The organism is Microlunatus sp. YIM B11417, assembly GCF_059617205.1.
Map to the genome: position 1 here is coordinate 129,416 of NZ_JCAMPJ010000013.1, position 24,802 is coordinate 154,217.

Genomic DNA, 24,802 nt, shown 5'->3' on the forward strand with positions numbered 1-24,802 from the left:
TCCCGTTATGACCTCTGCGAACTCGAGCGACCGCGACCTCGAGGCTCGCTCGCGGCTGTTCGAGCCGGGCGAGCGGCTGGGCTGGCAGTTCCGCGACCGGACCGGATTCAGCCAGCCGTTCACGGAGCCGGAACCCGCTCCGACGCCGCTGCCGTACTGGATCCGCAACGTCTCCCAGGCGGCGGCCGATCGCTTCCGGAGCCGGCGCAATCTGGCGGCGATCCTGTTCTGGGTCGGCACGCTGATCTCGCTGGGGCTGGGGCTCTACAACGCTCTGTTCGTCCCGGGCGGCGACTTCTTCCGCTTCTTCCTCGGTGGCGTGGTCGTCTCGGTCGTGCTCGCGCTCGGAACGGTGATCTTCGGCTGGACCGGGCGCAGCCGCTTGGTCAAGTCCGCGTCCAGGCTCAGCACGGAGGTCGCCGAGCAGGACGTACGGCGTCGGGCGGATTGGCTGGATCGCCAGCTGGACTGGGACCTGGCCGAGCAGGAGCGGGTCGGCAAGCTGCCCGAATGGGGCGCCGTCACGACGCCGCCGGAGACCCGGCGGCTGGACATCTTCGGCGGCAACATCTGGTCCTGGCAGGCCTTTCTCACCGTGTACGGGACGTCGGCGCTGGCCCGGCATCCGGTGATCCTGCTCGACCTGTCCCGCGAGGTGGTCAGCGAAGAACTGGTCCGGGCCGCGGAGGCGGCGCAGGTCCCGATCGACGCGCAACTGCTGCCGAAGGACCTGGCCACGACCACCCTGCTGGCCGACCTGAACCCGAGCCAGTTGGTCAATGCGCTGATCGAGTCGATGTACGGCGACGACGAGGCGACCGCCCGGGCCGAGCGGACCATGGACGGCCGGGTGCTCAACGCGTTGGCCGCCGAGCTGGGCGAGTCGGTCACGCTGGCCCGGCTGGCGGCCGGGCTGCGGGCACTGATGGACCACCCGGACGACGACGGCGTGCTGACGGCCCGGGAGCGGAACCGGATCGCCGACGAGGTGTTCCCGGCCGAGTACCGGCGGCAGGCCGCGGAGCGATTGCAGCGGCTCGAGTCGTACCTGCAGCCGTTGGAGCAGCTCGGCGCGCAGGCCCAGCCGCGCGACCTCGGCTATCTGACCTGCATGGCGCTGGCCAGCGAGGGCAACAACGCCGCCGCGGACTTCCTGACCGACCTGCTGGTGCAGTGGCTGACCCACCGGATCACCGCGAACCCGTACCTCAGCGTGCCGGAGGTGATCGTCGTCGGCGCCGACGCGATCAAGCTGCGGCACCTGGAGCGGCTCTCGGACGCCTGCGAACGGCGCGGGATCCGGACCACGCTGATGTTCCGCAACCTGCGCGGCGAAGCGGAGAACTTCATCGGCCGCGGCATCGCAGGGTTCATGCGGCTCGGCAACGCCACCGAGGCCGGCCGGGCCGCCGACCACATCGGCCGTGAGCACAAGTTCGTGATCAGCCAGATCACGGTGTCGGTCGGGTCCAACGAGACCCGGACCACCGGCGACTCCTGGGGGCACAGCGAGTCGATGGGGGTCAACGTCGGCACCTCGGTCGGCTGGAACCGGAACTGGGGGAGCAGCTCCAACCGGAAGGCGGAACTGTTCGCGCCGGACGAGTCGCACAACTCGTCCAAGGGCTACTCGAAGAGCGAGAACACCAACGAGGGCCGCAACTGGTCGTCGTCACGGAACTGGTCGGCGACCCGGTCCTTCGCCGAGGGCACCAACTGGAGCGAGGCGAAGGCCAACCAGCGCGTGCACGAGTACGTGGTCGAACCGAGCGTGCTGCAGAACCTTCCCGAGCACGCGATGCTGCTGGTGGAGCCGCAGCGCGGGCAGCACCAGCCCAACCTGGTGCCGGTCGAGTTCGATCCCGCGATCGTGACGCTGCCCGGCGTCAGCATGGAGCCGCTGCCCGAGGTCACCGAACCGTCCGCGCACCCGCTGGACGACACGGCCCGGGAGCAGCGGGCGCTCACCGCGGAGCGGACCGGCGGGTTCACGCTGGACGACTTCGAGGCCGACGAGCTGCTGGACGAACCGGAACCGGTACCGGAGGAACGAGGCCGGACCGGGGACGTGCAGCGGTGAGCGGGCCGGCCGGACTGGGGTTCGTCACCCGGCTGCACGCTCTGATCGCCGCCTCCCAGCACGGCAACCTCGCCTGGTCGCCGTATTCGATCACCGAGGCCTTGCGGCTGGCCCTGGCCGGCGCAGCTGGCCGGACCCGGGACGAACTGATCGCTGTCCTGGACGACACCCCGGGCGGCGTCGACTTTCCCGAGGGCGTACGGATCGCGAACACGGTCTGGGTCGACACGAACGTCCCGATCAAGCCGTCGTACGACGCCGCCGTGCTGCGGGTGGCCGACTTCGCCGGCGATCCCGAGGGCGCCCGGGCGGCGATCAACGCCGACGTGGCGAAGACCACGGCCGGATTGATCAAGGACCTGCTCGGCCAGGGCATGATCGACAGCGGGACATTGGCTGTCCTGGTCAACGCGCTTCATGTCCGGCTGCGCTGGCTGCAGCCGTTCGCTCGGTCGGCCACCCGGTTGCTGCCGTTCCAGACCCCTGCCGGCGCGCGGGACGTGTCGACGATGATGCATCGCGGTCGCCTCGATTACGGGGCGGCGGGCGGCTGGCAGCTCGTCACGTACGTCAGCCGGGCCGACTCGGGCCGCGGTCCGGGCGACCTGGTGCTGGACGTCCTGCTGCCGGACGGCGAACTGACCGAGCCGAGCGCCGGCGACCTGCAGGCCGTCTACGACTCGGTCCGGCCGGAGCAGGTCGACCTCAGGCTGCCCCGCTTCGAGGCGAGCGGCAGCGCGCTGCTGGCACGGCAGCTCGCCGGCCTCGGCATCCGAACCCTGTTCGCCGACGCCGACCTGTCGGGTCTCAGTGACGTACCCATCAAGATCGGTGAAGTGGTCCACCGGGCCGTCCTCGCCGTCGACGAGGAGGGCGCCGAAGGCGCGGCGGCGACGGCGATGATCGGGCGGGCCGGGATGGCCGTCGCGCCGCCGATTCCGGTGCACGTCGACCGGCCGTTCCTGGCGATCATCCGGGACCGGCCGAGCGGAGCGATCCTCTTCCTGGCCCGGATCACCGATCCCTAGGCGCGGGCGAGGATCTCGCCGTGCAGGATGGAGAACCAGCCGTCCTCGCGGCCGGCCCAGGTGCGCCAGGCGGCCGAGATCCGGGTCAGGTCGTCGGTCGTGGCCAGGCCGGTGTCGACCAGTTGCCGGGCCAGCGCGGACTGCAGGATCCGGTCCGCCCACATGCCACCCCACCAGGCCCGATCCTCGGGCGTGCTGAAGCACCAGGTGGACGAGGTCGCGGTGATGTCGGTGAAGCCGGCCTGCTGGGCCCAGCCGAGCAGCCGTCGACCGGCGTCCGGCTCGCCGCCGTTGGCCCGCGCGGCCGCCTGGTAGAGGTCCAGCCACTCGTCCAGCTCGGGCAGCAGCGGCCACCAGGCGAACGCCCGGTAGTCGCTGTCCCGGACCGCGACCAGCCCGCCGGGCCGGGTCACCCGGCGCAGTTCGCGCAGCGCCTGCACCGGGTCGGCGACGTGCTGCAGCACCTGGTGCGCATGGCTGACGTCGAACGCGTCGTCGGGCAGGTCGAGCGCGTGCACGTCCTGCACCGAGAACGCGATGTTGGTCGCGCCGCGCTCTGCCGCGAGCTCGCGGGACAGCGTCAGTTCGGTCTCGCCGACCTCGGTCGCGGTCACCCCGGCGACCCGGCCGGCCAGGTCGACCGTGATCGTTCCGGGCCCGGCGCCGACGTCGAGCAGCTGCTGATCCCGACTCAGGTACGGCAGCAGGTGGCCGGCCGAGTTCTCCGCGGTACGCCAGCGATGCGACCGCAGCACCGATTCGTGATGTCCGTGCGTGTACGTACTCAACGCTCTTCTCCGTCCGTATCAAGAGACTGATTGTCTCATAAATCAGACTTGATCATGGAACAGGGCCGGCTGTGGCGGCCGAGGCAGGGGCCGGGCGATTCCCTTAGGCTGGATGTCGTGATCAATTGGGCGACGGGCAGCGACCTCGACCGGGTGGACGAGCATCGGCGCTCCACGGAATGGGTGGCCCACCTGTGGCGATCCCCGGACGCCAAGCTGCTCAAGCTGGACGACCAGAGCCGGTTCACCACCAACTCGGGCGGCAGCAAGCTCCGGCTGGTGAAGCCGTTCGTGGAGTACGACCCGCAGCGGCACCGGCTGCTCGGCCTGCTCGACGACGCGCCGATCTTCGCCGTCGAGGCACTGACCGAGGGGGAGGTGCACGACTTCCGTGAGGTCGCGCACCAGCTCACCGACAACGAGCGGGACATCGCCGCGACCGCCGCCGCCATGATCAACTGGCATCGGAGCGAGCCGCACTGCCCGCGCTGCGGCGGGCCGACGTCGGTGATCAACGGCGGCTCGGCGCGGTTCTGCCCATCCTGCGAACAGGAGCACTTCCCGCGCACCGACCCCGCCGTGATCGTCGCGATCCGCGACCCGGACGACCGGTTGCTGCTCGGCGGCAACGCCAAGTGGGGCAACCGGATCTCGGTGTTCGCCGGCTTCGTCGAGGCGGGCGAGTCGCTGGAGCAGGCCGTACACCGGGAGATGGCGGAGGAGGTCGACGTCCGGCTCACCGACGTCACGTACTTCGGCAGCCAGCCGTGGCCGATGCCGCGCTCGCTGATGCTCGGCTTCTCGGCCCGGGCACTCAGCGCCGAGATCAGCATCGACGGTGAGGAGATCGCGTACGCGGCCTGGTTCACCCGGGACGAACTCACCGCCAAGCTGGAGTCCGGCGAGATCGCGCTGCCCGGCCGGAGCTCGATCGCGTCCCGGCTGGTGCAGGCCTGGCGCGACGACGAACTGCCCTGACAGGGCAGCCGAATCCATGACGCGTGATCACCGGCCCAACCTGGTCTTCGTCTTCTCGGACCAGCAGGCCAAGGACATGGTCGGAACGTACGGTGTCGGCAGCGTGCGGACGCCGAACCTGGATCGGCTGGCCGAGGCGGGCGTCGTCTTCGAGAACTGCATCTCCAACTCGCCGGTCTGCACGCCGTACCGCGGAATCCTGATGACCGGCCAACACCCGCTACGGAACAACTGCTTCGACAACGACCGCCGGCTGGCGACCGAGATCGGCGACTCCTTCGCCGAGGTGCTCGGCCGGGCGGGCTATGCCTGCGGGTACGTGGGGAAGTGGCACCTCTACGGTGGCGACCGGAACCGGCCGGTGCCGCCCGGTCCGGACCGGCACGGCTTCGACGCGATGTTCCTGTCCAACAACTGCGACGTCAACTACGACCCGGACCACGCGTTCTACTGGGGCGAGGACGACCGGCGGCACCTGTTCGGGACCTGGGAGGTCGAGGGCCAGACCGATCAGGCGCTGTCGTTCCTCGACGATCAGTCCGCGGACGATCCGTTCGCGCTGTTCGTGTCGTACCACCCGCCGCACAACCACGCGGGCGGCGACGCCGAGACCTACTCCTGGTACGACGCGCCGGCGGAGTTCAAGGCGTTGTACGACCCTGGCGAGCTCGAACTGCGGCCGACCATCCCGGACAACCCGCGGACCCGGCGGATGGTGCAGGGGTACCTGGCGATGTGCAGCGAAGTCGATCATCACGTCGGCCGGATCGTCGACCGGCTGTCCGAGCGCGGACTGCTGGACAACACGATCGTGGTCTACACCAGTGATCACGGCGAGACGTTCGGCGCCTACCTGGCCCACTGGCACAAGAGCACACCGGAGGACGTCTCGCTGGTGGTCCCGTTGATCATCAAGCTCCCGGGTGCGGAGCTGGCCGGAACGCGTCGCGAACTCCTGGTCGGCACGCTCGACCTGATGCCGACGATTCTCGGCCTGATGGGGCTGCCGGTGCCCGCCGAGTGCCAGGGCGCGGACCTGACGGCAGCGATCCATGCCGGCGACGACGACGCCGTGGAGTCGGTGCCGACGTTCTACTTCCCGACGCCGTGGCGCGGCGTGGTCACCCGCCGCTGGACGTACGCGATCGAGAACGTCGACCGGAGTCCGGGAGCGGTCGACTCGATCGCCTCCGATCTGGGGCGGACCCGGCTGCTCCGGACCTATGACGTGCTGTACGACCGGCACGAGGATCCGCACCAGTTGCGCAACCTGTTCGGCCAGACCGATCAGCAGGGGATCGTCGGGGTCGAGCAGGCGCAGCGGGAACTGCACGAACTCACCGTGAACTGGCTGGACCACTTCGAGGACCCGTTCCCCACCCAGACCGAACTGGCGGCCGCCGTCGGCGATGGGTCCGTGCGTCCCGTCGACCGGCTCCGGGAGTTGACGCCCTGGCGGGGCCGCTGACCCGTGGCGACCACGGCCGGGCGACCGGCTCAGGGGTCGGCGCGGCGCAGCCTCGGACGTAGGCCGCTGGCTCGGTTGGCCGGGTGCAGCACGGCGCGGCGGATCGCCTCGACGGTGCCGAACACCTGAACCTTGTCGGTGGCCCGGGTGACCGCCGTGTAGAGCAGTTCTCGGGTCAGCAGGGGGGAGTCCGGCGGCGGGACGATGAACGAGACGCAGCCGAACTGACTGCCCTGGGCCCGGTGCACGGTCATCGCGTGCACCGTCTGCACCGCGTCCAGCCGGACCGGGGACACCACGGTCGGCTCGGCGCCGCGGGCGAACGCGGCCCGCGGACCGTGCTCGGTCGCGACCACCACTCCCGTGTCGCCGTTGTACAGCCCGAGCTCGTAGTCGTTCGCGGTGATCAACAACGGGCGGCCCGGATACCACTCCGCGGTTCGGTCCCGGCCGGTCACCGGGTTGCCGGGCGCGGCCGGGACCGCCCACGACCCGTACGCCTCGATCAGCCAGTGCTCGGCCTCGGCACCCCAGCGGGCCACCCCGTACGGGCCCTGCCGATGGGCACAGAGCAGCCGATGTTGATCAAGACCGCGCAGCGCGCCCTCCACATCGCCGGCTGCCGCCGCGTCGTGGCTGGTCCGGCCGGCGGTCAGCACTCGCTCCCGGAGCGGCTCGAGCCCGGCCGGGTCGGCGCGAAGGGCCGTCGTGGAGGCCAGGTCGCTCTCGACGAAGATCACGTCGTCGGCCCCGGACCGCAGGACGTCGATCGCGGCGTCCGCGTCCGACGCCCGGATGGCGCGGGCCAGGGTGTCGATCGCGCCGCCGTACCGCCAGGTGTGGCTGAGCCGGACGACGCCGTGCGGTGGAGCCGGCTCGCCGTCCAGGCCGAGCTCCGCCAGCCCGTCGGCCAGGGCGGCGTCGTCCGGCCCGGGCGCGGTGGCGATGTCGGCGAGCACGGCGCCGGCCTCGACCGAGGACAGTTGGTCCGGGTCGCCGACGAACACCAGCCGCGCGTCCGGCCGGACCGCCTCCAGCAACCGGGCCATCAGGGTCAGTGACACCATCGAGGTCTCGTCGACGACGATCACGTCGTACGGCAGGTGGTTGCCGCGGTGATAGCGGAACCGGCCGCGGGACCCGGGCAGCCAGCCGAGCAGCCGGTGCAGGGTCGAGGCGCTCAGCTCACCGAGCCGGTCCCGGTCCGCGGTGGGCAGCTGTGCCGCGGCCTCCCGGACCGCCTCCTCCAGCCGAGCCGCCGCCTTGCCGGTCGGCGCCGCCAGTGCGATCCGCAGCCCGCGGCCGGGCCGGTGGTCCAGCCCCGGCTGGTCCAGCAACAGGGCCAGCACCCTGGCCACGGTCGTCGTCTTGCCGGTGCCGGGACCGCCCGCGATCACACTGACCCAGCGCAAAGCCGCGACCGCCGCGGCCCGGCGCTGCTGGTCCGGCTCACCGACCGGCAGACCCTCGCCGGTGAACAGGCGGTCCAGCGCACCGGTCAGCCGGTCCCGGTCGAGCTCCGGCGGCGTCCGTTCCTCGCGGCTGAGCCATTCGGTCCGGACCTCTTCCTCCTGCAGCCAGTAGCGCTCCAGGTAGAGCAGGCCGTGGGCCAGCCGGAGCGGCCGGCCGCCTTCGTGATCATGGCCGTCGGCGACCATCGGGCTGGCCCGGACGGCGTCCAGCCAGGCGGCCGGCTCGGGCCAGGGCAGGCCGGCGACGTCGATCCGTACCTCCGAGGTGTCGAACGAGGTCGTGTGCACGTCGGCCAGGTCGATGCAGACCGATCCCGCCCGGACTGCCCGTACCGTCAGCGCGAGGGCGAGCCGGACCCGGTCGTCGGTCTCGCCGGCCAGCCGCGCGATGGCCGTCGCCGCGTGGACGTCGGCCGGGCCGAGCACGCCGGCCGCGTTGAACGTCTGCAACAGTCCGGTCGCGCCGGTGACCAGGCTCGGGTCGGCCGGGTCCAAGATCACCGTCTCGGTCATGCGCGCCCCCGATCCAGCAGGTCGGACAGTTCGATGATCATGGCCGGCGGCGGTCGCCAGCTGAACACGCCGCACCGGACGCCGTCGATCGCCGGGGTGTCCGGGCCGGCCATGCCGCGCAGGAACAGGTAGAGCACGCCGCCGAGATGATCATCGGGGGAGTAGCCGGGCTGCCGCCAGCGCAGGTAGCGGTGCAGCGCCACCGAGTAGAGCAGCGCCTGCAGCGGATAGTGCGCGCCGATCATCGCCCGGGCCAGCGAGCGTGGCCGGTAACGGCGCAGTGGCAGCTCGTCGGTCGGCTCACCGATCCAGTTGGTCTTGTAGTCGACCACCAGATAACGCGGATCGCCGGGCTCGCCGGCCCGCAGCACCGCGTCGATGCTGCCGACCAGGTAACCGCGCAGCGACTCACCGGCCAGCTCGGGCAGCTCCAGGTGCCGCGGGTAGTCGACCAGCGGATCGTCGGCCGGCAGATGGCGCCGGAGCAGTCCGGCCAGCTCGGGCAGCATCAGCTCGCCGGTCGGGCGGTCGCCGCCGGCGAGTGGGAACTCGAAGTCGAGCTCGGCCAGCCGGTCGGTGGCGCCGAAGTCGCCGAGCGTGCGGTCACCGGCCAGCGGGCCGAGCGGCGTGTGGTACGTCGGCAGCAGGGCCTCGACCAGGCCCTCGACGGTCATCGTCCCGGCCGGGATCCGGCTCAGCTGCTCGGCCGCGGCCCGGCGCAGTTCCGCGGCCAGGTCGTCGGCGCCCGGGTCGACGTCCTCGTAGATCGCGTGCACGACCGTGCCGAAGTCGGCGCCGCTCGGCAGCCCGCTCATCGGCGACGCCCGGTCCAGGCCGGCCGCCTCCTCGGCGTGCGGCTCCGCGGCGTCCGGGCCGTCGCCGACCGGCAGCGCGGTCGTGGTCTCGTCGTCCTCCTTGGCCGGTTCGGCCTCGCTGCCGACCCCGGCCCCGTCGGCCGCCAGGCCGTGCGCGGCCGCCGTCAGCCCCGAGTACGAGGTCCGGCGCCACAGCAGGTCCAGCGAACGGTCGAAGGACCGGACGGTCAGCCGCTCCGGCGGCACCGGGCGGGCCGGCGGGGGCAGCGCGTCGCGCGGCTCGACGACCTCGACCGCGACGCCCGGCCCGAGGTGGTCGAGCGTGGTCGGGTCACCGGACACCGGATACGCCGGCTCCGGCTCGACGCCCTCGATCCGAGGCCCGTAGAGCAGTCGTTGCAGGGCGGACGGCGCCGTGTTGCGGGTCGGCGCCCACCAGGTGATCAACTGGCACTTGGCCCGGGTCGCCGCCACGTAGAACAGCCGCAGGTCGTCGCCGCCGTCCTCCCGCCGGGCCTGGGCCAGCCGCTCGGACCGGCCGGGCCCGGTCAGTCCGCCCACGTCCAGCACCGCCCGGAGCCGGCCGGAGCCGTCGGCCGGCCTCGTCGGCTGGTGCAGTTGCAGGACCTGACCCTCGTCGTCCCCGACGTGGCGGTCCCAGGCCTCCGGCAGGTAGACGATCGGGAACTCCAGGCCCTTGCTGCGGTGCACCGTGAGGATCTGCACGGCCTTCGAGTCGCTCTCCAGCCGGCGGGTGCCCTCGGTCCCGTCGCGCTGCGCGTCGGCGATCCGGTCCACCAGGTATTCGACCAGGGCACTGACGCCGAGCCGGCCCGACACCATCGCCGCATGCAGGGTCTGGCCGATGTGCCGCAGGTCCGTCAGCTGCCGCTCGCCGTCGGTCCGGCCGAGCAGCCGGGCGCCGACCGCGGTGTCGGTGATCACGGTCTCCAGCAGGGCCGCCACGCCGCGCCGCTCCAGCGTCCGGCTCCACCAGCGCAGCTGCTGGGACAGCTCGGTCAGCGCGACGTCGTCGGCCCGGACCAGATCGTCGACGGTACGGCCGACGAAGCAGGTCAGCGCCGCCTGCCGGACCCGGGCCTGCCGGGGCTGCTCCAGCGCGCGCAGCAAGGTCAGCCACTCGTGCGCCATCGGCGACCCGAACACGCTGGTCGCCCCGAGCACCACCGCCGGCACCCCGGCCTCGGTGAGCGCGTCGCGGATCTCCTCGCCCTGCCGGTTCCGGCGAACCAGCACCGCGATGTCGCCCGGCCCGACCCGCTCGTCGTCCCCGACCCGGCCCGGTTCCAGGTCGCGCAGCCGTACCCCGGAGTTCAGCAGCCGGGTGACGTCGGCGACCAGGTCCTTGGTGATCATGGGCCGCACCGACCGCACCATCGGCATCCGGGTCGCCTCCGGATCGTGCTCCAGCACCCGCAGCCGGACCGGCGCCGCCGGAGCCTCGGCCGGGATCAACCGACGTTCGGTGTGGTGGGCGCGGACCGGCCGGACCACGATCCGCTCGTCGCCGAGGGCCGCGCCGCCGAACACCGACTGCAGCGCGTCGACCAGGGCCGCGTCGCTGCGCCGGTTCACGTCCAGCGTCGCGATCCGGTCGGCCACCCCGACCGCGTCCAGATAGCTGAACACGTCGGCGCCGCGGAACGCGTAGATCGCCTGCTTCGGGTCGCCGATCATGATCAACGTCGCGTGGCCGTGGAAGGCGGTCCGGACGATGTCCCACTGGATCGGGTCGGTGTCCTGGAACTCGTCGATCAGCACCACCCGGTAGCGCTGCCGGAGCCGGGCGCAGGCCGCCTCGCCCTGGTCGGAGTCGGTCAGCGAGCGGTGCAGCCGGGTCAGCATGTCGTCGTAGCTGAACAGCCGGCCGAGCCCCTTCCTCCGGGCCACCTCGGCGCGGACCTCGTGGGCGAAGTCGACCTGCTCCGCGGCGGCGTCCACGGGCAGGCCGATCGCGCGTTCCGGCACCAGCCCGGCGTGCGGCGCGTTGACCACGGTCTCGGCCAGCCGCAGCGCCTGGTCCGGTGGCAGCGGGGCGATCCGCGCACCGCTGGCGTACCGGCGCAGGTAGCAGTCGCCGGTCACCTGCCGGACCAGGTCGGTCAGGTGCTCGACGAAGATCGCGTCGGGTTCGCGGTCGCCGATCACGCCGAGTCCGTCCAGCATCCGCAGGCAGAACTCGTGTGTGGTCGCGATCGTGGCCGCATCGAAGTCGGCCCGGGCCCGGGCGATCCGGGTGTGCCTGACCCGTAGCTCGGCCTCCGGACCGGTACAGATCAGGCGTTCCACCGGGTCGCCGTCGGCCGGGTCGGCGCCAGCCAGGACCGCCGCCAGGCGCCGCTCCACCTGGACCAGCCGCTCCCGGACCCGGTCCCGCAGCTCGTTGGTGGCCATCCGGCCGAACGTGACCAGCATCAGCTGATCCAGCTCGACCAGACCCTCGGCCAGGTAGCGGGCGGCCAGGGCCGCGATCGTGTACGTCTTCCCGGTGCCGGCACTGGCCTCGAGCACCGTGGTCCCGGTCGGCAGCGGGCCGGTGAGATCGAACGGTACGGCCTCGGCTGGTGCCGGCGCGTCGGACGCCTCGGTGATCACCGCAGCTCCTCCCCGCGCAGCAACGGCTGCCAGACCCGCCGGGCCAGGGTGCCGAACCGGCTCTGCTCGTCGATGTCGCCGCGCCGCTCCTCGGGCCGGGCCGGCTCCGCCATCAAGTCCTCCAGAGTCGGGCCGATCACCTGCTCGTAGGACGGATCAAGGTCCTCGGCCCAGAGCTGGCCGATCTTGCTCAGCAGGGGAGCGATCGGGCGCCCGGCGAGGCTGAGCCGGGCGTACTCGCAGGACGCCTTCGGCGGCAGCGGCAGCGGCCCGCGCAGCCCGGTCCGGTAGAGGTCGACCAGGTCGCCGAGCAGCAGCCCGGCGATCTTGGCCGGCACCGGCCCGAGCACCGAACGACCGCGCCGGCCGATCGTCACGGCCCGCCACGGCCGGTCGGGCTCGGTCACGGTGAGCGCGAGCAGGTCGATCCAGGAGGCCAGCCGGTGCTTCGGCCCGAGCCGGGAATAGCTGACCGACACCGGACCGTCGTCACGGATCCCGGGCAGGGTTCCGGTGATCACCGCGCCGCCGGCCTCGGCCGTGATGTCGACTCCGCGGGCCGGCCCGGTCAGGTACGGCTCGGCACCGGCGGCCAGCTCCCGCACCTGATCGACCACCGGGCCCAGCGCCGCGCTGCCGAACCGCTGCGGCGGCAGCGTGCCGCGGCGCCACTCGGCCGCCGTGAGTTGATCAAGGTCGGCCCCCTGCAGCAGCAGCCGGAGCATGCGGTCACCCACCGACCAGGACTCCAGCCCGTCCAGCTGGATCGGGATCTGGTCGTCGGGCTGCTCGTCGTCCTCGTACAGGAACAGGCCGGCCCGCATCCGCAGCAGGGCCCGGACCGGATGGGCGAAGAACCGGGACAGGTCGGACAGGTCGATCACGTCGTCGGCGGGCCGCGGCGGCAGCTCGCCGATCGCGTACGGCGAGGCCGGCTGCTGCCGCGGTCCGATCGCCGCCCGGGCGCCGCGCAGCCCCTGCCGGTCGAAGCTGAACGGGCGACCATGATCATCCGTGGCGAAGTTGCCCGGATCGAACGGCTGCAACGGATGCCGGGTGGTGATCATGGAACGGACCGAGGGATGGCCGGCGGCCGGCGTCGCGGTCCGGTCCAGGGTGTCCAGCAGCTCGCCGATCGGGACCGCCGGCGGCAGGTCGGCGCCGGTCCGCGGATCGGCGCCCGAATAGATCACCACCAGCCGCTCCTCGGCCGACAGGATCGCGTCCAGCAGCAGTTGCCGGTCCTCGGTCCGCGGGTCCCGATCGCCGATCCACGGCTGCGCCGCGACGACGTCGTCGCCGTCGATGGAGGAGTGCCGCGGGAACACCCCGTCGTCGACGCCGAGCAGCACCACCACCCGGTGCGGCACCGACCGCATCGGCGTCATCGTGCACATGGTCAGCGTCCCGGTCCGGAAGTTGGCCCGGCTCGGACGACCGCGGAACGAGTCGGCGAACAGGGCCCGGATCTCGGCCGGCCGGAGCAGTGTGTCCTCGGCCGTCGCCGGGTCGACCGAGTCGCCGATCCGGGCCAGTTCGGCGTAGGCGTGGCCGAGCTGCCAGGAGTCCACGCGACCGACCGCGGTGAGCGCCTGGATCGCCTCCCGGGCCAGCCGGATCCAGTCCGGCAGCGGCCACGGCCGGCCGAAGTCGGTGACCGCCTTCCGGATCCGCTCCACACACTCGGTCAGCCGGCCGACCAGGTCGACGTCGGAGGAGTCGATGTCGTCCAGCGGCAGCGCCGTACCGAGGTAGTGGTGGCCGGACTCGTCCATCGCGATGCCGAGCAGCAGCCGGTCCAGCCCTGCCGCCCAGGTGTTCTGCCCGAAGCCGGACATGGCGAACGCGGCCCGGTGCGGCGCGTCCAGCCCCCAGCGCACGCCGGACCGCTCCACCAGGTCGGCGATCCGGGCCAGGTCGTCGTCGGAGAAGGAGAACTTGCGGGCCACCGGCTCGGTCGAGATCAGGTCGAGCACCGCGGCCGCCTCGATCCGGGAGGTGGCCAGGTCGAACAGCGTCGACAGCGTGTTCAGCAGGGGGTTCAGTTGGCGCAGCGAACGGTCGGCCAGCCGGACCCGCAGCTGGTGCCCCGGGTGGGCCTGGTCCGGGGCCGCGTCGGCCAGCCCGAACCCGGCCGAGATCAGCGGCGCGAACGTCTCGATGTCGGGACACATGACGATCACGTCCCGCGGCTCCAAGGTCGGGTCGTCGGCGAGCAGCCCGAGCAGCACCTCGCGGAGCACCTCGACCTGTCGGTCCGGGCCGTGGCAGGCGTGCAGCCGGATGCTCTCGTCGGTCTCGGCGAGCCGGCGATCCTCGGAGACCGCGTCCGGCTCGCGGTCGCCGGCCAGGTCGTCCTGGAGCAGCCGGAGCAGCGTCGGCTCACCCGGCCGGTCGGGCGCCGGGTGGTGCTCGTGGGTCACCTCGGTCGACTTCAGCTCCTCGAGCAGGGTGAGCTCGAGTTCCCGGCTGTCCCGGCCGAGGTACGCCAGCAGCCGGTGCCGGGGCAGGTCGACCGTCCGGTCCGCGGCCCGCGGACCGACCAGCGATCCCTCCGCCTCCGCGGCCGCCGCGGCGATCCGGTCCCAGAGCACCGGGGACGGCTGGGTCAGCCAGAGGTAGACGTCGCGGTGCCGGGCCAGCGTGGTCAGCAGCCGCAGATGGTCGGGCAGCACCCGGGTCGGGCCGAACACGGACAGCCGCTCCGGCAGGTCGCTCAGGCCCGGGTCCTCGGCCAGCCGCTCGCAGACGGGCCCGATCCGCTCGGCCGGACTGGGCAGATCGATCCGGCGGCGCAACCGTCGCCACAACTCCGCCTGCCAGCGGCGGTCGGCCCCGAGCAGGGTGCCGTCCGCGCCGGCGTCCCGGCCGGCCAGCCAGTCCAGCACCATGGTCGGCCGGCTGCTCGCGTACGCCCCGAACAGCTCGGCCAGGTGCTGAGCGATCGACCACCGCCGACCGCCCCGCGGATCCTCCTCCAGCGCTTCGGCCGAGCCGGAGCGGTCGGGGCCGAGGAACGCCCACAGCGGCGCCGCCCACGGCTCGGACCGTGCCGCGTCGATCTCGGCCAGCAGCGGCCAGACGGCCCGGTGCGGCTGCCACGGATCGGCTCCCGGCTCGATGCCGGTGACCGCGGCCGTGGCGCGGGCCGCGAGCCGGTGCGGGGACGGGAACTCCACCCCGGCGCAGACCCCGTCGGCGCTGCCCGTCGCCGTACCCAGACGGTGCGAGAGCTGCTGCGACAACCACCGCTCGACGCCGTGCGTGGGCACGCAGACGATCTCGGTGGCGAACGGGTCGGCCAGCGGCCGCCCGAGCACGTCACCGAGGGCCGCGACCAGGCGGTCGGCGCGCTCCGCGCGATGGAGGTGCAGGCTCATGATCAGGCCACCCTAGGACCCGTGGCCGACACTCAGGCGAACGGTCGGCCGCAAGCCGCACCGACCGGTCAGTTCTGCAGCGACGCGCCGTGAGAACCGCTGCGTTGGTGACCGGTCGATGGTCAGTGGGGCGGTTTAGGGTGAACGGGTGGCCGTGGATCCCGATCGTCTGCTCGCTGCGCTGGACCCCGAGCAGCAGGAAGTGGCGACCACCCTGCGCGGGCCGGTCGCGGTGATCGCCGGCGCCGGCACCGGCAAGACCCGCGCGATCACCCATCGGATCGCGTACGGGGTCGCCACCGGCGTCTACCGCCCGACCTCGGTGCTGGCGGTGACCTTCACCCAGCGCGCGGCGGGGGAGTTGCGCGGGCGGCTGCAGGAGCTCGGCGTGCCCGGCGTTCAGGCGCGCACCTTCCACTCCGCGGCGCTGCGGCAGGCCCAGTACTTCTGGCCCAAGGTGTACGGCGGCGAGCTGCCGGCCGTGCTGGACCACCGGATGGGTGCTGTCGCCGACGCGGCCGGCCGGCTCCGGGTCGCCGTCGACACCCCGAAGCTGCGCGACCTGATCGGCGAGATCGGCTGGGCCAAGGTCAGCAACGTCGGGCCGGAGGACTACGCCCAGGTGGCCGCCGCCCGGCACCGCGGGCTGGCCTCGTTCGACCACGAGACCGTGGCTCGGGTGTTCGCCGGCTACGAGGAGGTCAAGCGGGAGCGGGGCCGGATCGACTTCGAGGACATCCTGCTCTGCGCCGCCGCCCTGATCTCCGACAACCCGGAGGTCGCCGAACAGGTCCGCAGCACCTACCGGCATCTGGTGGTCGACGAGTATCAGGACGTCAGCCCGCTGCAACAGGCCCTGCTCGACCTCTGGCGCGGCGACCGGGCCGACCTCTGCGTGGTCGGCGACCCGGCTCAGACGATCCACTCCTTCGCGGGCGCGCAGGCCGACTTCCTGACCGGGTTCGCCCGCCGCCATCCCGGCGCGACGGTGATCCGGCTGGTCCGCGACTACCGCTCGACGCCCGAGGTGGTCGGTGCCGCCAACGCGATCATGGACGCGGCCCCGGCCGGCGGCGGCCGCGGCGAGCTCGGCGCGGTGACGCTGATCGCGCAGCAGCCGTCCGGACCGGCGGTGGAGTACGCGGAGGCGGCCAGCGAGCCGACCGAGGCGTCCGGGATCGCCGAGTGGCTGCGCCGGCTGGCCGACACCGGGATCGCCTACCGGGACATGGCGGTGCTGTTCCGGATCAATGCACAGAGCCCGCCGATCGAGCAGGCTCTGGCCGAGGCGGGGATCCCGTACCTGGTCCGCGGCGGGGAACGCTTCTACGAGCGTCCGGAGGTCCGGCAGGCGCTGCTCCAGGTCCGCACCGAGGCACGGACCCTCGACGGCGCGGACGACGGCGTCGGCGGGGCGGATCGGCTGAAGGCCCTGTTCTCCGTGCTCGGCTGGACGCCCGAGCCGCCGTCCGGTGCCGGCGCGGTCCGGGAACGCTGGGAGTCGCTGGCCGCGCTGGTCGCGGTCGCCGAGGATCTGACCACCGCCGCGGGCGGGCCGGTCGGCCTGGCCGCGATCTCGGCCGAGCTGGAACGGCGGGCCGAGGCGCAGCAGGTGCCGGCCGCGCAGGGCGTCACGCTGTCCACGCTGCACTCGGCCAAGGGCCTGGAGTGGGATGCCGTCGCGCTGTACGGGATCCAGGAGGGGTCGCTGCCGTTCGTGCTGGCCGACACCCCGGACCAGTTGGCCGAGGAACGTCGGCTGCTCTACGTCGGCGTGACCCGGGCCCGGCGCCGGCTCCGGGTCTCCTGGGCCCGGACCCGCAACGGCGGCGGAGCGACCCGCAAGCCGTCCCGGTTCCTCGCCCCGGTGCTGTCGCCGGGGGACCGGCGGGCGAACCGGTCCGGCGGATCGACCGGGAGCCGCCGGTCCGAGCTGTCGGCCCGGTGCCGCAGCTGCGGCCGGCCGCTGTCCGGCGCGGCCGAACGCAAGCTCGGCCGCCACACCGACTGTCCCTCGACCTATGACGAGGCGACGCTGGAGGCGCTGAAGGCGTGGCGCAAGGAGGCGGCCGCCGAGCAGGGCGTACCGGCCTATTGCGTCTTCACCGACGCGACCCTGGTGGCGATCGCCGAAGCAGGCCCAGCGACGCCCGCCGACCTGATCAAGATCCACGGTCTCGGCCTGGCTAAGGCCCAGAAGTACGGGCCGGAAGTCCTTGCCGTCCTGGCCGATCCGACCCCCGGAACGAGCGGTTCCGCGGCGCCGGACGGGGATTTGTCAAATAATCTGAGATTGTTGCGAAAAGAGTTTGCACCCGCGGCAGACGGTTCTCTAAGCTGAGCAAGGCTCACCGGCCGGTACGGACGGGTTCGGCCGGAGAGCAACAGCTCAGAAGACACAATCTCATCGAAAGGAGGCACGCAGATGGATACCAAAACCTTGATCATCCCGAACAAGATCAACACCTTCCAGGTTGATCTTGCTCTGCGCGCCTCCGTCGTGCTGCCGACCCATTGTCGTGAAGACAAGGTCGGCGCTGTTCGCACGATCGCCACCGGTGCAGTCTGCGTCGCCGATTCCGGTGCGGACATGGGCGCACCGGCTGCCTACGGCCCGCGCACCACCGCCACCATGCCGGCTCCGCTGAGCACGGTCGTGATCGGCGGTCCGGTGCAGGGTCTCCGGGTCTCCGCTGGCATGACCCATCTGCAGTCCAACCGTGGCAAGGCCGCCACCAAGCCGACCCAACTGGGACGAAGTTCCTGTAGTCCGCCGGTGTAGCAAAACACCGCGCAGCCTCCAGGCCGTGACTCCCAGACCACCGGGAATCACGGCCTTTGTGATTCCCGGCCCAGAAGTTCCGGATCGACATCACCGGTCGATCCGAAGTAGGCCGAATTGATCAAGGAGGTGAACAAGTGACTGTCTCAGTGCTGGAGTCACTTGGTTCAGCGCAGGAACTGGAGAAACTGCCTTGTCGGCAGGTTGATCCGGAGGTGTTCTTCGCCGAGTCCCCGGCGGACGTCGAGTCGGCGAAGGCCCTCTGCAAGACGTGCCCGGTCGTGGCGGAGTGCCTGGCCGGGGCCCTGGAGCGGCGTGAGCCGTGGGGCGTCTGGGGTGGCGAGTTGTTCGTGTCCGGTGTCGTGGTGCCGCGGAAGCGCCCGCGTGGTCGTCCCCGGAAGTACCCGGTCGACCCGTACACCGAAGCCGGGGCGGGTCAGGCGGCATGAACGGCATCGCCGAGCGGCGGCGTGCGGACGTAGACCTGGAATCGGCAGGTCCGTCCGCCGCCGTCGCGGGGGCCGGCGTTTCGGCGCCGGCCCGGTTCGTCCACGCCGTGCGGCTCTGGTTGGCGCGGGCCCTGTCATGATCGACATCGCTCGCTCGCGAGCATGATCAACTGACGGTGGCCCGGGCCTTCCATGGCCGTACGGCGGGTTTCTTGATCACCACCACTCTGGGTCGAGCTTGGCCTCGATGCTCCGCGCATGCTCGCGCGCGCAAGCCGGGCACAAGATCACGATGCTGCCGTCCTCGAGCCGTTCCCGGCTCCAGGTCCAGGTGGCTTCACCGGTCTCGGGTTCCCGGCCGCACTCGGCACAGCGTTCCATGACGCTCAGTTCGGGCTCGGCTCCGCGTACCCGGGCAGGAACTCCTCGAGTACGGAAGCGAACGGCGCTCGGGCGTTCAGCTGCGACAGCACCGCGATCCCGCCGAGCCAGACCCGGTGGATCAGCAGGTACGTCGGCGGCAGGTTGAGCCGGGCCGCGACCCCGTTCGACGACGACGGGTCCTTCACCCGCTGGAACTGCTCCCGCATCCAGTCCCGGGTGAACTGGAACTCCGGCACGGTCGCCGGCTCCACGAACGGGCTCAGGTAGTCGAGCAGATCGGACGGGTCGACGTCGGCGGCGACGAAGCCCTCCTCGTGCAGGCCGGCCGCGACGGTCGCCGCGTCACCGCGTTGGGCGATCCGCAGGATCCGGCCCATCGCCGGCGGCAGCCCTTCGGGCAACCGCGCGACCAGGCCGAAGTCGACCACGCCGAGCCGGTCGTCGGGCAGGATCAGGAAGTTGCCCGGGTGCGGGTCGGCGTGCAGCAGCCCGACGGTGGACGGGCCGGCGAACAGGAACCGTACGTAGCGGAGGGCGATCCGGTTCCGGCGCTCCTCGTCGAAGCCCTCGGCGCGCGACATCGGGACTCCGTCCAGCCATTCGGTGACGATCACCCGCGGAGTCTGTGCGATCACCTCCGGCACCGCGAAGTCGGGATGGCCGGCGAAGCCGACCGCGGCCTGGTGCTGCGACGACGCCTCGATGGTGTAGTCGAGTTCCTCGGCGATCCGGTCGGTCAGCTCGTCCACCAGCGGCTCGACGTCGAGGCCACCGACCAGCGGCGAGATCACCCGGGACAGCCGGCGCAGCTGCTTCAGATCCGACCGCAGCGCCTCATCGGCACCGGGATACTGCACCTTCACCGCCACCTTGCGGCCGTCCTGCCAGACCGCTCGGTGCACCTGGCCGATCGACGCCGCGGCCGCCGGCCGCGGCTCGAAGGAGCGGAACCGGCTGCGCCACTCGCCGCCCAGCTCGCGGGCCAGCACCGACTGCACCCGCGAGGTCGGCATCGGCGGCGCGGAGTCCTGCAGCCGCGACAGATGCTTCCGGTACGGTGCGGCGACCTCCTCCGGCAGGGCCGACTCGAACATGCTGAGCGCCTGACCGAACTTCATGGCGCCGCCCTTGAGCTCGCCGAGGACGCGGAACAACTGGTCGGCCGCCCGCCGCTGCATCTCCTCGCTGACCGCCTCGGCCGGCGTGCCGGTGAGCTTCTTGCCCAACCCGACCGTGGCCCGACCGGCGAACCCCAGCGGCAACGAGGCGAGCCGCGCGCCGCGGCGCCAGGCCGACCTGGCCAGGTCGCCCGACTCGGCGGCCTCGGGGCCGCTCTCCGGCGGAGGGCCGGGCTGGTCGTCGGCTGGCCGTGGGGTGGTCATGGAGGTCATTCTGCCGGGCCGCCCCAACCGCAGCCGCATCCGGGATGGCCGGGCCAGCGGCGCAGCCGGGGCGCAAGGTCGGTGCCGTCCAGTTCGAGGGTGGCACCGAGCGTCTCGGGCGGCTCGGCGTCCGGCCGCCCGAGGACGTACCGGTGGGCGGCGTGCACCTGCAGTAGCGCGGTCCCGGCGGCCCAGCCGGCCGCCAGTTCCGGCGTATCCGACCGGTGCCGGCAGAGCTGGGCGAGCAGTTCCGGCCAGCCGGGATCGGCGCCGGCCCGGGTCAGGTCGATGCACCGCAGACAGGCCGACCGGCCGGGCAGCACGAACGGGCCGACCACGGCGAGGTCCCCGGCCGCCCGGACGATCAGGTGCGGCTGGTCGGCCCGGACCAGTCCGGCGGTCAGCACCCGGTCCGGCTCTGCGGTGCCGGTGGCGACCACGGTCAGGTCCGGCGGCGCGGCGCCCGGGTCGCGGGACCGGATCTCTGCGGCGGAGCGGATCAGTTCGGCGGGGCCGCAGCGGGCCAGTGACTCGGCCAACCGGGTGGCCAGGGGCCCGCTGCCGACGAGGCCGATCCGGGCGCCCGAGAGCGTACTCGCGAGGTCTGGCGGGGTGGCCGAGGACCGCACGACGACCAGCCCGGCCTGCCGCAGCACGGCCAGGGCCTCGTCCAGTTGCCGTTCCGGTACGGCGAGCCGTCGCGCGGCCCGGCGCAGCGAACCGAGCGTCTGCCGCCCGTCGATCTGGGAGAGCACGTCGGCCAGGGCGGGGGAGACGCCGGAGAGCAGCCGCGCGGTGTCGGTGTCGATGCCGACCTGAACGGCGTCCGGGCTGCGGCGGAGGAACACGGTCGACCTGGTCAGCCCCGGATACCTGACCAGTCGCGGGCGGGCGGGCGCGACGGTGGACGGCTTCACGGAGCCATCCTCACCCGGGCCGCATCACCCGGGAGCGGTTGTCCACAGGGTCGATCTCGTACCCGGAAAACGCCGCGGCCGCGGAACGTCGCTCGAAAGCAGGCGATCCGCGGCCGTTCATCGGGTGCGGCCTGAGCCGCAGATCCCGGCCGGAGCCAGGTTTGCTCAGGCTTTCCCGAGGATGCGATTCAGGTTGGTGCCGCACTCGGGGCACTTGGCCTTGGCCATCCGGGTGCCCTTGTCGTTGACGTGCACCTCGCCGGTCGCCTCACGCTTGGCCTTGCACTTCACGCAGTAGAACTCACCGCTGTAGGTTTCTGCAGCCATCGTTCGTCTCCTTGCTCGAAATCCTCCGCAGACCTGGTCGTTTGTCCGCGGGACCGCGTTGCGGCCTGCAGCGCTCGGTCGCCGGTTACTTTACGCGAGCGGACGCGGACTGGCGTGTTGGCGCGCGGCGTGTTATCGGGCGCGGATCCAGGCTCAAACAACGCAAAACGAAGCCTCCAGAGTTCGGTGTGCGCTTGCCTTCCCCTGCGAGCGCGCCGACCAACTGGAGGCTTCGTGGAGTGAACGCTATGGCTTCGGTCGGCTGCCGTCAACACGCGTCGCCGCCGGGCGCCGAACAATCTGTGGACAATCCTGTGGGTAGCCCTGTGAATTGAGCGTCGCGGACTGTGGACAATCTTGAGGTTTGGTGCGCCTTCGCTGGTCAGAAGCCAAATGGAGACTCAAGACCTCTAGGACCGGTGGTACGAAGGAATTTCCTGCAGACTGAGACCAGCAATTAGAATCTTCCGCGCGTGATGAATTCGGGACCGGCGCCTGGTGGGGAAGCGACCCCGAGCTGGTCGATGGTGGGGTCCCGAACAAGGGTGGTCCTTCGGCTTGCGCTCACACATCGAATGACCGGGGGCCCCGAAACAGGGGAGGAGGTGAGAGGCGATGTCACAGGTCGTGATCAACTGTCCGTCTACGCACAAGGACATCCCGACCGGGATCGACCTCGACAAGGCGGCGTGGGATGCCATGAAGCTGGAACAGGGTGCGACTCAGTGCCTCTGGTGCGGCGAACTCCACGTCTGGTCGAAGCAGCAGGCTCGGCTCGAGGAATCCGCAGCTGCGGAGGAGTCGAAGGTCTCCGAGGAGACCGAGAAGACCGAGAAGACTGTGAAGCTCGAGAAGGCCCGGAAGGCCGAGGAGGCGCCCGTCGCCACCGAGCGGCTGGCGGCGTCCAACTAGCGGCGCGGAACTCGGTGTGAGGGGGTCGTACGGTGTCGGATGACGACACCGGGCGGCCCCCTCGCCCGTGTCCGGACGAGGCCGAACCCGGCGATGGGAGGAGAGCGATGGCGAGGGTCTGCTTCACGGTGCAGGTCGATCCGGCGCGGCTGACGGAGTACCGGCTGCGGCACGACCCGGTCTGGCCCGAGATGCTGCGCGAGATCGAGGCCTCCGGCCGGCGCAACTACTCGTTGTTCCTGCGTGATGACGGTCTGCTGATCGGCTACTACGAGACCGACTCCGACGAGGCGAGCGCCGCCTACCTGGCCCGGTCGGAGGTCGCCGCCCGCTGGGAGGCGTCGATGCAGGAGTTCTTCGTCGACCTCGAGCGGCGCGTCGACGAGGCTGCGACTGTCGTACCCGAGGTGTTCAATCTGAAGCAGCAGTTGGGAGCTCTCTGAACGAGGAGGCGGGGTGGAGCAGGGCGAACCGCACGTGGTGGTGCGGCGCAGCGCGCGGCGGAAGCGCACGGTCACCGCGTACCGCGAGCGGGACGCGATCGTGGTCCTGATCCCGCAGCGGATGTCCAAGGCCGACGAATCCCGGTTCGTCAGCGAGATGGTCAAGAAGGTGCTGGACCGGGAGACCCGGGACCGGGCCCCGGCCGGCGACGCCGAGTTGCGCCGCCGGGCCGCCGAGTTGTCCGAGCGGTTCCTGGCCCCGGCGCTCGGCTATCCGCCGCGGCCGACCCGGGTCAGCTGGGTGCAGAACCAGCAGCAGCGCTGGGGATCCTGTACGCCGAGCACCGGCACCATCCGGCTCTCCCACCGGCTGCAGCCGATGCCGTCCTGGGTGGTCGACTACGTCCTGCTGCACGAGCTGGCCCATCTCGTCCACGGCGCCCACTCGCCCGAGTTCTGGGCCCTGGTCGACCGCTACCCGGAGGCCGCCAAGGCCCGCGGCTATCTGGAGGGCTACCTGGCCGGCCAGGGCACACCGGCCGTCCCGGAGGACGCTCCCGACGCGGGTCCGGACGTGCTGGAGCCGGGTGAGCCGCCGCGGTTGTTCTGAGGGCTATCCGAGCAGGGCGGGCGTCGGACGGCCGAGCGGTGCGACCTCCTCGACGAGCTTGGCCAGGTAGTCGAACGTGCTCGGATCCGACGGGTCGGGCAGGTCGACGATCGCCAGGTCGACGCCCAGCTCGGCCAGTGCCTCGAACCGCCGCCGGGCCGCGTCCAGATCGCGCTCGCCGAGCATGCCCGTGGTGGTCTTGACGATCTCGTCGTACGGGCGCTCGGCCTCGTCGCAGCGCCGGCGCAGCACGTCCAGCTTCTGCTTCAGCGCTCCGGGCGCCGGCAGTTCGAAGAAGTTGTTGGCGTCGCCGTACTCGGCGATCAGGCGCATCGTCTTCCGCTCACCCATGCCGCCGATCATGATCGGCGGGCGGTGCAACGGCGCCGGATGGTTCAGGGGCTGCTCCAGCCGGTAGTGCCGGCCCTCGATCGGGCTCTCGTCGCCGGCGAACATCCGGTGCGCGATCTGCAGCGACTCCTCGAGCATCTCGAACCGCTGGGCCAGTGGCGGGAAGGGTACGCCGAGCCCGCGCGACTCATGCTCGTTCCAAGCTGCACCGAGGCCCAGCCAAGCCCGGCCGCCGGACAGCACGTCCAGCGTCGAGACGGTCTTCAGCAGTAGGCCCGGGTGGCGGTAGTGCACGCCGGTGACCAGGGCGCCGAGTTGCAGCGTGGTGGTCTGGCCGGCCGCCCAGGCCAGCGTCGAGTAGACCTCGAGCATCGGGTCCTCCGGCGGCCCGCCGATCCCGATCTGGAAGAAGTGGTCCATCGGCCAGAAACTGTGGATTCCGGCCTGCTCGGCGTCGCGGACGACGCGGCTCAGGGTCGGCCCGATGGCGGCCGGCCCGTCGGGCATGCCGAACTTCATGACGTGGAGTCCGATCTTCATGCCGCTATATTAGCCGGCTAATCCAGGTCGGCCACCCGGCCGAGCAGTTCGGCGAGTCGGGCTGCGTCGGCCTCGCCCAAGCGGGCGGTGATGAGAGCGTCGGCCTCCTGCCAGGCCTGCTCGACCGGAGCCTGCAGAGCCCGCCCGGCCTCGGTGAGGTGAACGGTCCTGGTCCGCCCCGGGCCCGGTTCGCGACGCAGGAAGCCGGCCCGCTCCAACCGCTGCAGGGCCTTCGTCACGGTCGGCGGCTCGACGCCGATCCGCGCGATCAACTCCGCCTGGGTGATCCCGTCGGCCTCCCAGAGCCGGGACAGCAGCAGGTCCTGCCCGGGGTGCAGCCCCACCTCGGCGAGCACCGGCCAGATCGCCGGCCGGGCGGACTTCGACGCCTTGAGCAGCCGAAACGCCAGCGTCCCCTCAATCACATCCCCAACCGTACAAACCGCCGACCGGTCACCACTGAACCGTCACGGGTTTCGGGCCGGTCGGTTATTGGTGGGCCGGCTCTGGTTGGTGCACGGGTTGGAGCCGATCGTAGTGGGCTTGCTCGTGCTCTGCCGGTGGTCG

Annotated in this window: 20 protein-coding genes; 10 read left to right on the top strand and 10 right to left on the bottom strand. The window is 71.8% G+C overall.

Annotation, left to right across the window (positions count from 1 at the left end):
• The first annotated feature begins 7 nt into the window (after positions 1-7).
• On the top strand, positions 8-2,080 hold the full coding sequence (locus AC6CCG_RS32845) for a hypothetical protein (protein ID WP_496659073.1): 2,073 nt from the start codon (positions 8-10) through the stop codon (positions 2,078-2,080).
• The gene (locus AC6CCG_RS32850) at positions 2,077-3,108 is read left to right on the top strand and encodes a serpin family protein (protein ID WP_496659074.1); all 1,032 of its coding nucleotides are present in this window, start codon (positions 2,077-2,079) and stop codon (positions 3,106-3,108) included. Before AC6CCG_RS32845 ends, AC6CCG_RS32850 begins: the two co-directional genes overlap by 4 nt.
• On the opposite strand, the gene AC6CCG_RS32855 is transcribed toward AC6CCG_RS32850, so the two are convergent.
• Positions 3,105-3,896 carry a class I SAM-dependent methyltransferase gene (locus tag AC6CCG_RS32855; protein ID WP_496659075.1) on the bottom strand — a complete coding sequence of 264 codons (792 nt, stop codon included), beginning with the start codon at positions 3,894-3,896 and terminating at the stop codon, positions 3,105-3,107. The genes AC6CCG_RS32850 and AC6CCG_RS32855 overlap by 4 nt on opposite strands.
• Before the next feature lie 117 nt (positions 3,897-4,013).
• Here AC6CCG_RS32855 and nudC point away from each other — a divergent pair, with 117 nt between their 5' ends.
• Entirely contained in the window at positions 4,014-4,874 is an 861-nt protein-coding gene (gene nudC, locus AC6CCG_RS32860) for an NAD(+) diphosphatase (protein WP_496659076.1), read from the top strand.
• A gap of 16 nt (positions 4,875-4,890) precedes the next feature.
• Positions 4,891-6,342 carry a sulfatase family protein gene (locus tag AC6CCG_RS32865; RefSeq protein WP_496659077.1) on the top strand — a complete coding sequence of 484 codons (1,452 nt, stop codon included), beginning with the start codon at positions 4,891-4,893 and terminating at the stop codon, positions 6,340-6,342.
• A gap of 29 nt (positions 6,343-6,371) precedes the next feature.
• Here the strand turns inward: AC6CCG_RS32865 and recD are convergent, their stop codons facing one another.
• From recD to recC, 3 genes are read right to left on the bottom strand one after another with little or no spacing between them, the layout of a single operon-like run.
• A complete protein-coding gene (gene recD, locus AC6CCG_RS32870) occupies positions 6,372-8,327 on the bottom strand; it encodes an exodeoxyribonuclease V subunit alpha (RefSeq protein WP_496659078.1) in 1,956 nt (651 codons plus the stop codon).
• On the bottom strand, positions 8,324-11,758 hold the full coding sequence (locus AC6CCG_RS32875) for a UvrD-helicase domain-containing protein (protein WP_496659079.1): 3,435 nt from the start codon (positions 11,756-11,758) through the stop codon (positions 8,324-8,326). Before AC6CCG_RS32875 ends, recD begins: the two co-directional genes overlap by 4 nt.
• Entirely contained in the window at positions 11,755-15,138 is a 3,384-nt protein-coding gene (recC, locus tag AC6CCG_RS32880) for an exodeoxyribonuclease V subunit gamma (RefSeq protein ID WP_496659080.1), read from the bottom strand. Before recC ends, AC6CCG_RS32875 begins: the two co-directional genes overlap by 4 nt.
• 148 nt (positions 15,139-15,286) lie before the next feature.
• Here recC and AC6CCG_RS32885 point away from each other — a divergent pair, with 148 nt between their 5' ends.
• From AC6CCG_RS32885 to AC6CCG_RS32895, 3 genes are all read left to right on the top strand, one after another.
• Positions 15,287-17,479, top strand: coding sequence for an ATP-dependent DNA helicase UvrD2 (locus AC6CCG_RS32885; protein WP_496659081.1), 2,193 nt, complete (start codon positions 15,287-15,289; stop codon positions 17,477-17,479).
• Between the two features lie 99 nt (positions 17,480-17,578).
• Entirely contained in the window at positions 17,579-17,920 is a 342-nt protein-coding gene (locus tag AC6CCG_RS32890; RefSeq protein ID WP_496659082.1) for a hypothetical protein, read from the top strand.
• A gap of 137 nt (positions 17,921-18,057) precedes the next feature.
• On the top strand, positions 18,058-18,369 hold the full coding sequence (locus AC6CCG_RS32895) for a WhiB family transcriptional regulator (RefSeq protein ID WP_496659083.1): 312 nt from the start codon (positions 18,058-18,060) through the stop codon (positions 18,367-18,369).
• Between the two features lie 216 nt (positions 18,370-18,585).
• Here the strand turns inward: AC6CCG_RS32895 and AC6CCG_RS32900 are convergent, their stop codons facing one another.
• From AC6CCG_RS32900 to AC6CCG_RS32915, 4 genes are all read right to left on the bottom strand, one after another.
• Complete coding sequence (locus AC6CCG_RS32900; protein ID WP_496659084.1) at positions 18,586-18,750, bottom strand: hypothetical protein; 165 nt, start codon at positions 18,748-18,750, stop codon at positions 18,586-18,588.
• A 5-nt stretch (positions 18,751-18,755) separates the two neighbouring features.
• Positions 18,756-20,135, bottom strand: coding sequence for an ABC1 kinase family protein (locus AC6CCG_RS32905; RefSeq protein WP_496659085.1), 1,380 nt, complete (start codon positions 20,133-20,135; stop codon positions 18,756-18,758).
• A gap of 5 nt (positions 20,136-20,140) precedes the next feature.
• On the bottom strand, positions 20,141-21,052 hold the full coding sequence (locus AC6CCG_RS32910; protein WP_496659086.1) for a hypothetical protein: 912 nt from the start codon (positions 21,050-21,052) through the stop codon (positions 20,141-20,143).
• A 165-nt stretch (positions 21,053-21,217) separates the two neighbouring features.
• Complete coding sequence (locus AC6CCG_RS32915) at positions 21,218-21,379, bottom strand: DUF5679 domain-containing protein (protein WP_170304471.1); 162 nt, start codon at positions 21,377-21,379, stop codon at positions 21,218-21,220.
• Between the two features lie 615 nt (positions 21,380-21,994).
• On the opposite strand from AC6CCG_RS32915, the gene AC6CCG_RS32920 reads away from it, so the two are divergent.
• The 3 genes from AC6CCG_RS32920 to AC6CCG_RS32930 all read left to right on the top strand — a co-directional run bounded on the left by AC6CCG_RS32920 (position 21,995) and on the right by AC6CCG_RS32930 (position 23,344).
• On the top strand, positions 21,995-22,291 hold the full coding sequence (locus AC6CCG_RS32920; protein ID WP_496659087.1) for a hypothetical protein: 297 nt from the start codon (positions 21,995-21,997) through the stop codon (positions 22,289-22,291).
• Between the two features lie 107 nt (positions 22,292-22,398).
• Positions 22,399-22,734, top strand: a complete 336-nt coding sequence (locus tag AC6CCG_RS32925) for an L-rhamnose mutarotase (RefSeq protein ID WP_496659088.1) — start codon at positions 22,399-22,401, stop codon at positions 22,732-22,734.
• Positions 22,735-22,747: 13 nt separating this feature from the next.
• The gene (locus tag AC6CCG_RS32930; RefSeq protein ID WP_496659089.1) at positions 22,748-23,344 is read left to right on the top strand and encodes a M48 metallopeptidase family protein; all 597 of its coding nucleotides are present in this window, start codon (positions 22,748-22,750) and stop codon (positions 23,342-23,344) included.
• Between the two features lie 3 nt (positions 23,345-23,347).
• Here the strand turns inward: AC6CCG_RS32930 and AC6CCG_RS32935 are convergent, their stop codons facing one another.
• Both AC6CCG_RS32935 and AC6CCG_RS32940 read right to left on the bottom strand, forming a co-directional pair.
• Positions 23,348-24,235: an LLM class F420-dependent oxidoreductase gene (locus AC6CCG_RS32935; RefSeq protein ID WP_496659090.1), complete on the bottom strand. Its 888-nt coding sequence runs from the start codon at positions 24,233-24,235 to the stop codon at positions 23,348-23,350.
• Between the two features lie 17 nt (positions 24,236-24,252).
• On the bottom strand, positions 24,253-24,660 hold the full coding sequence (locus tag AC6CCG_RS32940) for a MarR family winged helix-turn-helix transcriptional regulator (protein ID WP_496659091.1): 408 nt from the start codon (positions 24,658-24,660) through the stop codon (positions 24,253-24,255).
• Positions 24,661-24,802: the final 142 nt, after the last annotated feature.

Excerpts from the sequence above, each read along its gene's own strand:
- AC6CCG_RS32905 (WP_496659085.1), bottom strand. The coding sequence starts at position 20,135 with ATGACCACCCCACGGCCAGCCGACGACCAGCCCGGCCCTCCGCCGGAG.
- AC6CCG_RS32865 (WP_496659077.1), top strand. The coding sequence starts at position 4,891 with ATGACGCGTGATCACCGGCCCAACCTGGTCTTCGTCTTCTCGGACCAG.
- AC6CCG_RS32925 (WP_496659088.1), top strand. The coding sequence starts at position 22,399 with ATGGCGAGGGTCTGCTTCACGGTGCAGGTCGATCCGGCGCGGCTGACG.
- AC6CCG_RS32845 (WP_496659073.1), top strand. The coding sequence starts at position 8 with ATGACCTCTGCGAACTCGAGCGACCGCGACCTCGAGGCTCGCTCGCGG.
- AC6CCG_RS32900 (WP_496659084.1), bottom strand. The coding sequence starts at position 18,750 with ATGGAACGCTGTGCCGAGTGCGGCCGGGAACCCGAGACCGGTGAAGCC.
- AC6CCG_RS32920 (WP_496659087.1), top strand. The coding sequence starts at position 21,995 with ATGTCACAGGTCGTGATCAACTGTCCGTCTACGCACAAGGACATCCCG.
- AC6CCG_RS32915 (WP_170304471.1), bottom strand. The coding sequence starts at position 21,379 with ATGGCTGCAGAAACCTACAGCGGTGAGTTCTACTGCGTGAAGTGCAAG.
- recC (WP_496659080.1), bottom strand. The coding sequence starts at position 15,138 with ATGAGCCTGCACCTCCATCGCGCGGAGCGCGCCGACCGCCTGGTCGCG.
- AC6CCG_RS32935 (WP_496659090.1), bottom strand. The coding sequence starts at position 24,235 with ATGAAGATCGGACTCCACGTCATGAAGTTCGGCATGCCCGACGGGCCG.
- recD (WP_496659078.1), bottom strand. The coding sequence starts at position 8,327 with ATGACCGAGACGGTGATCTTGGACCCGGCCGACCCGAGCCTGGTCACC.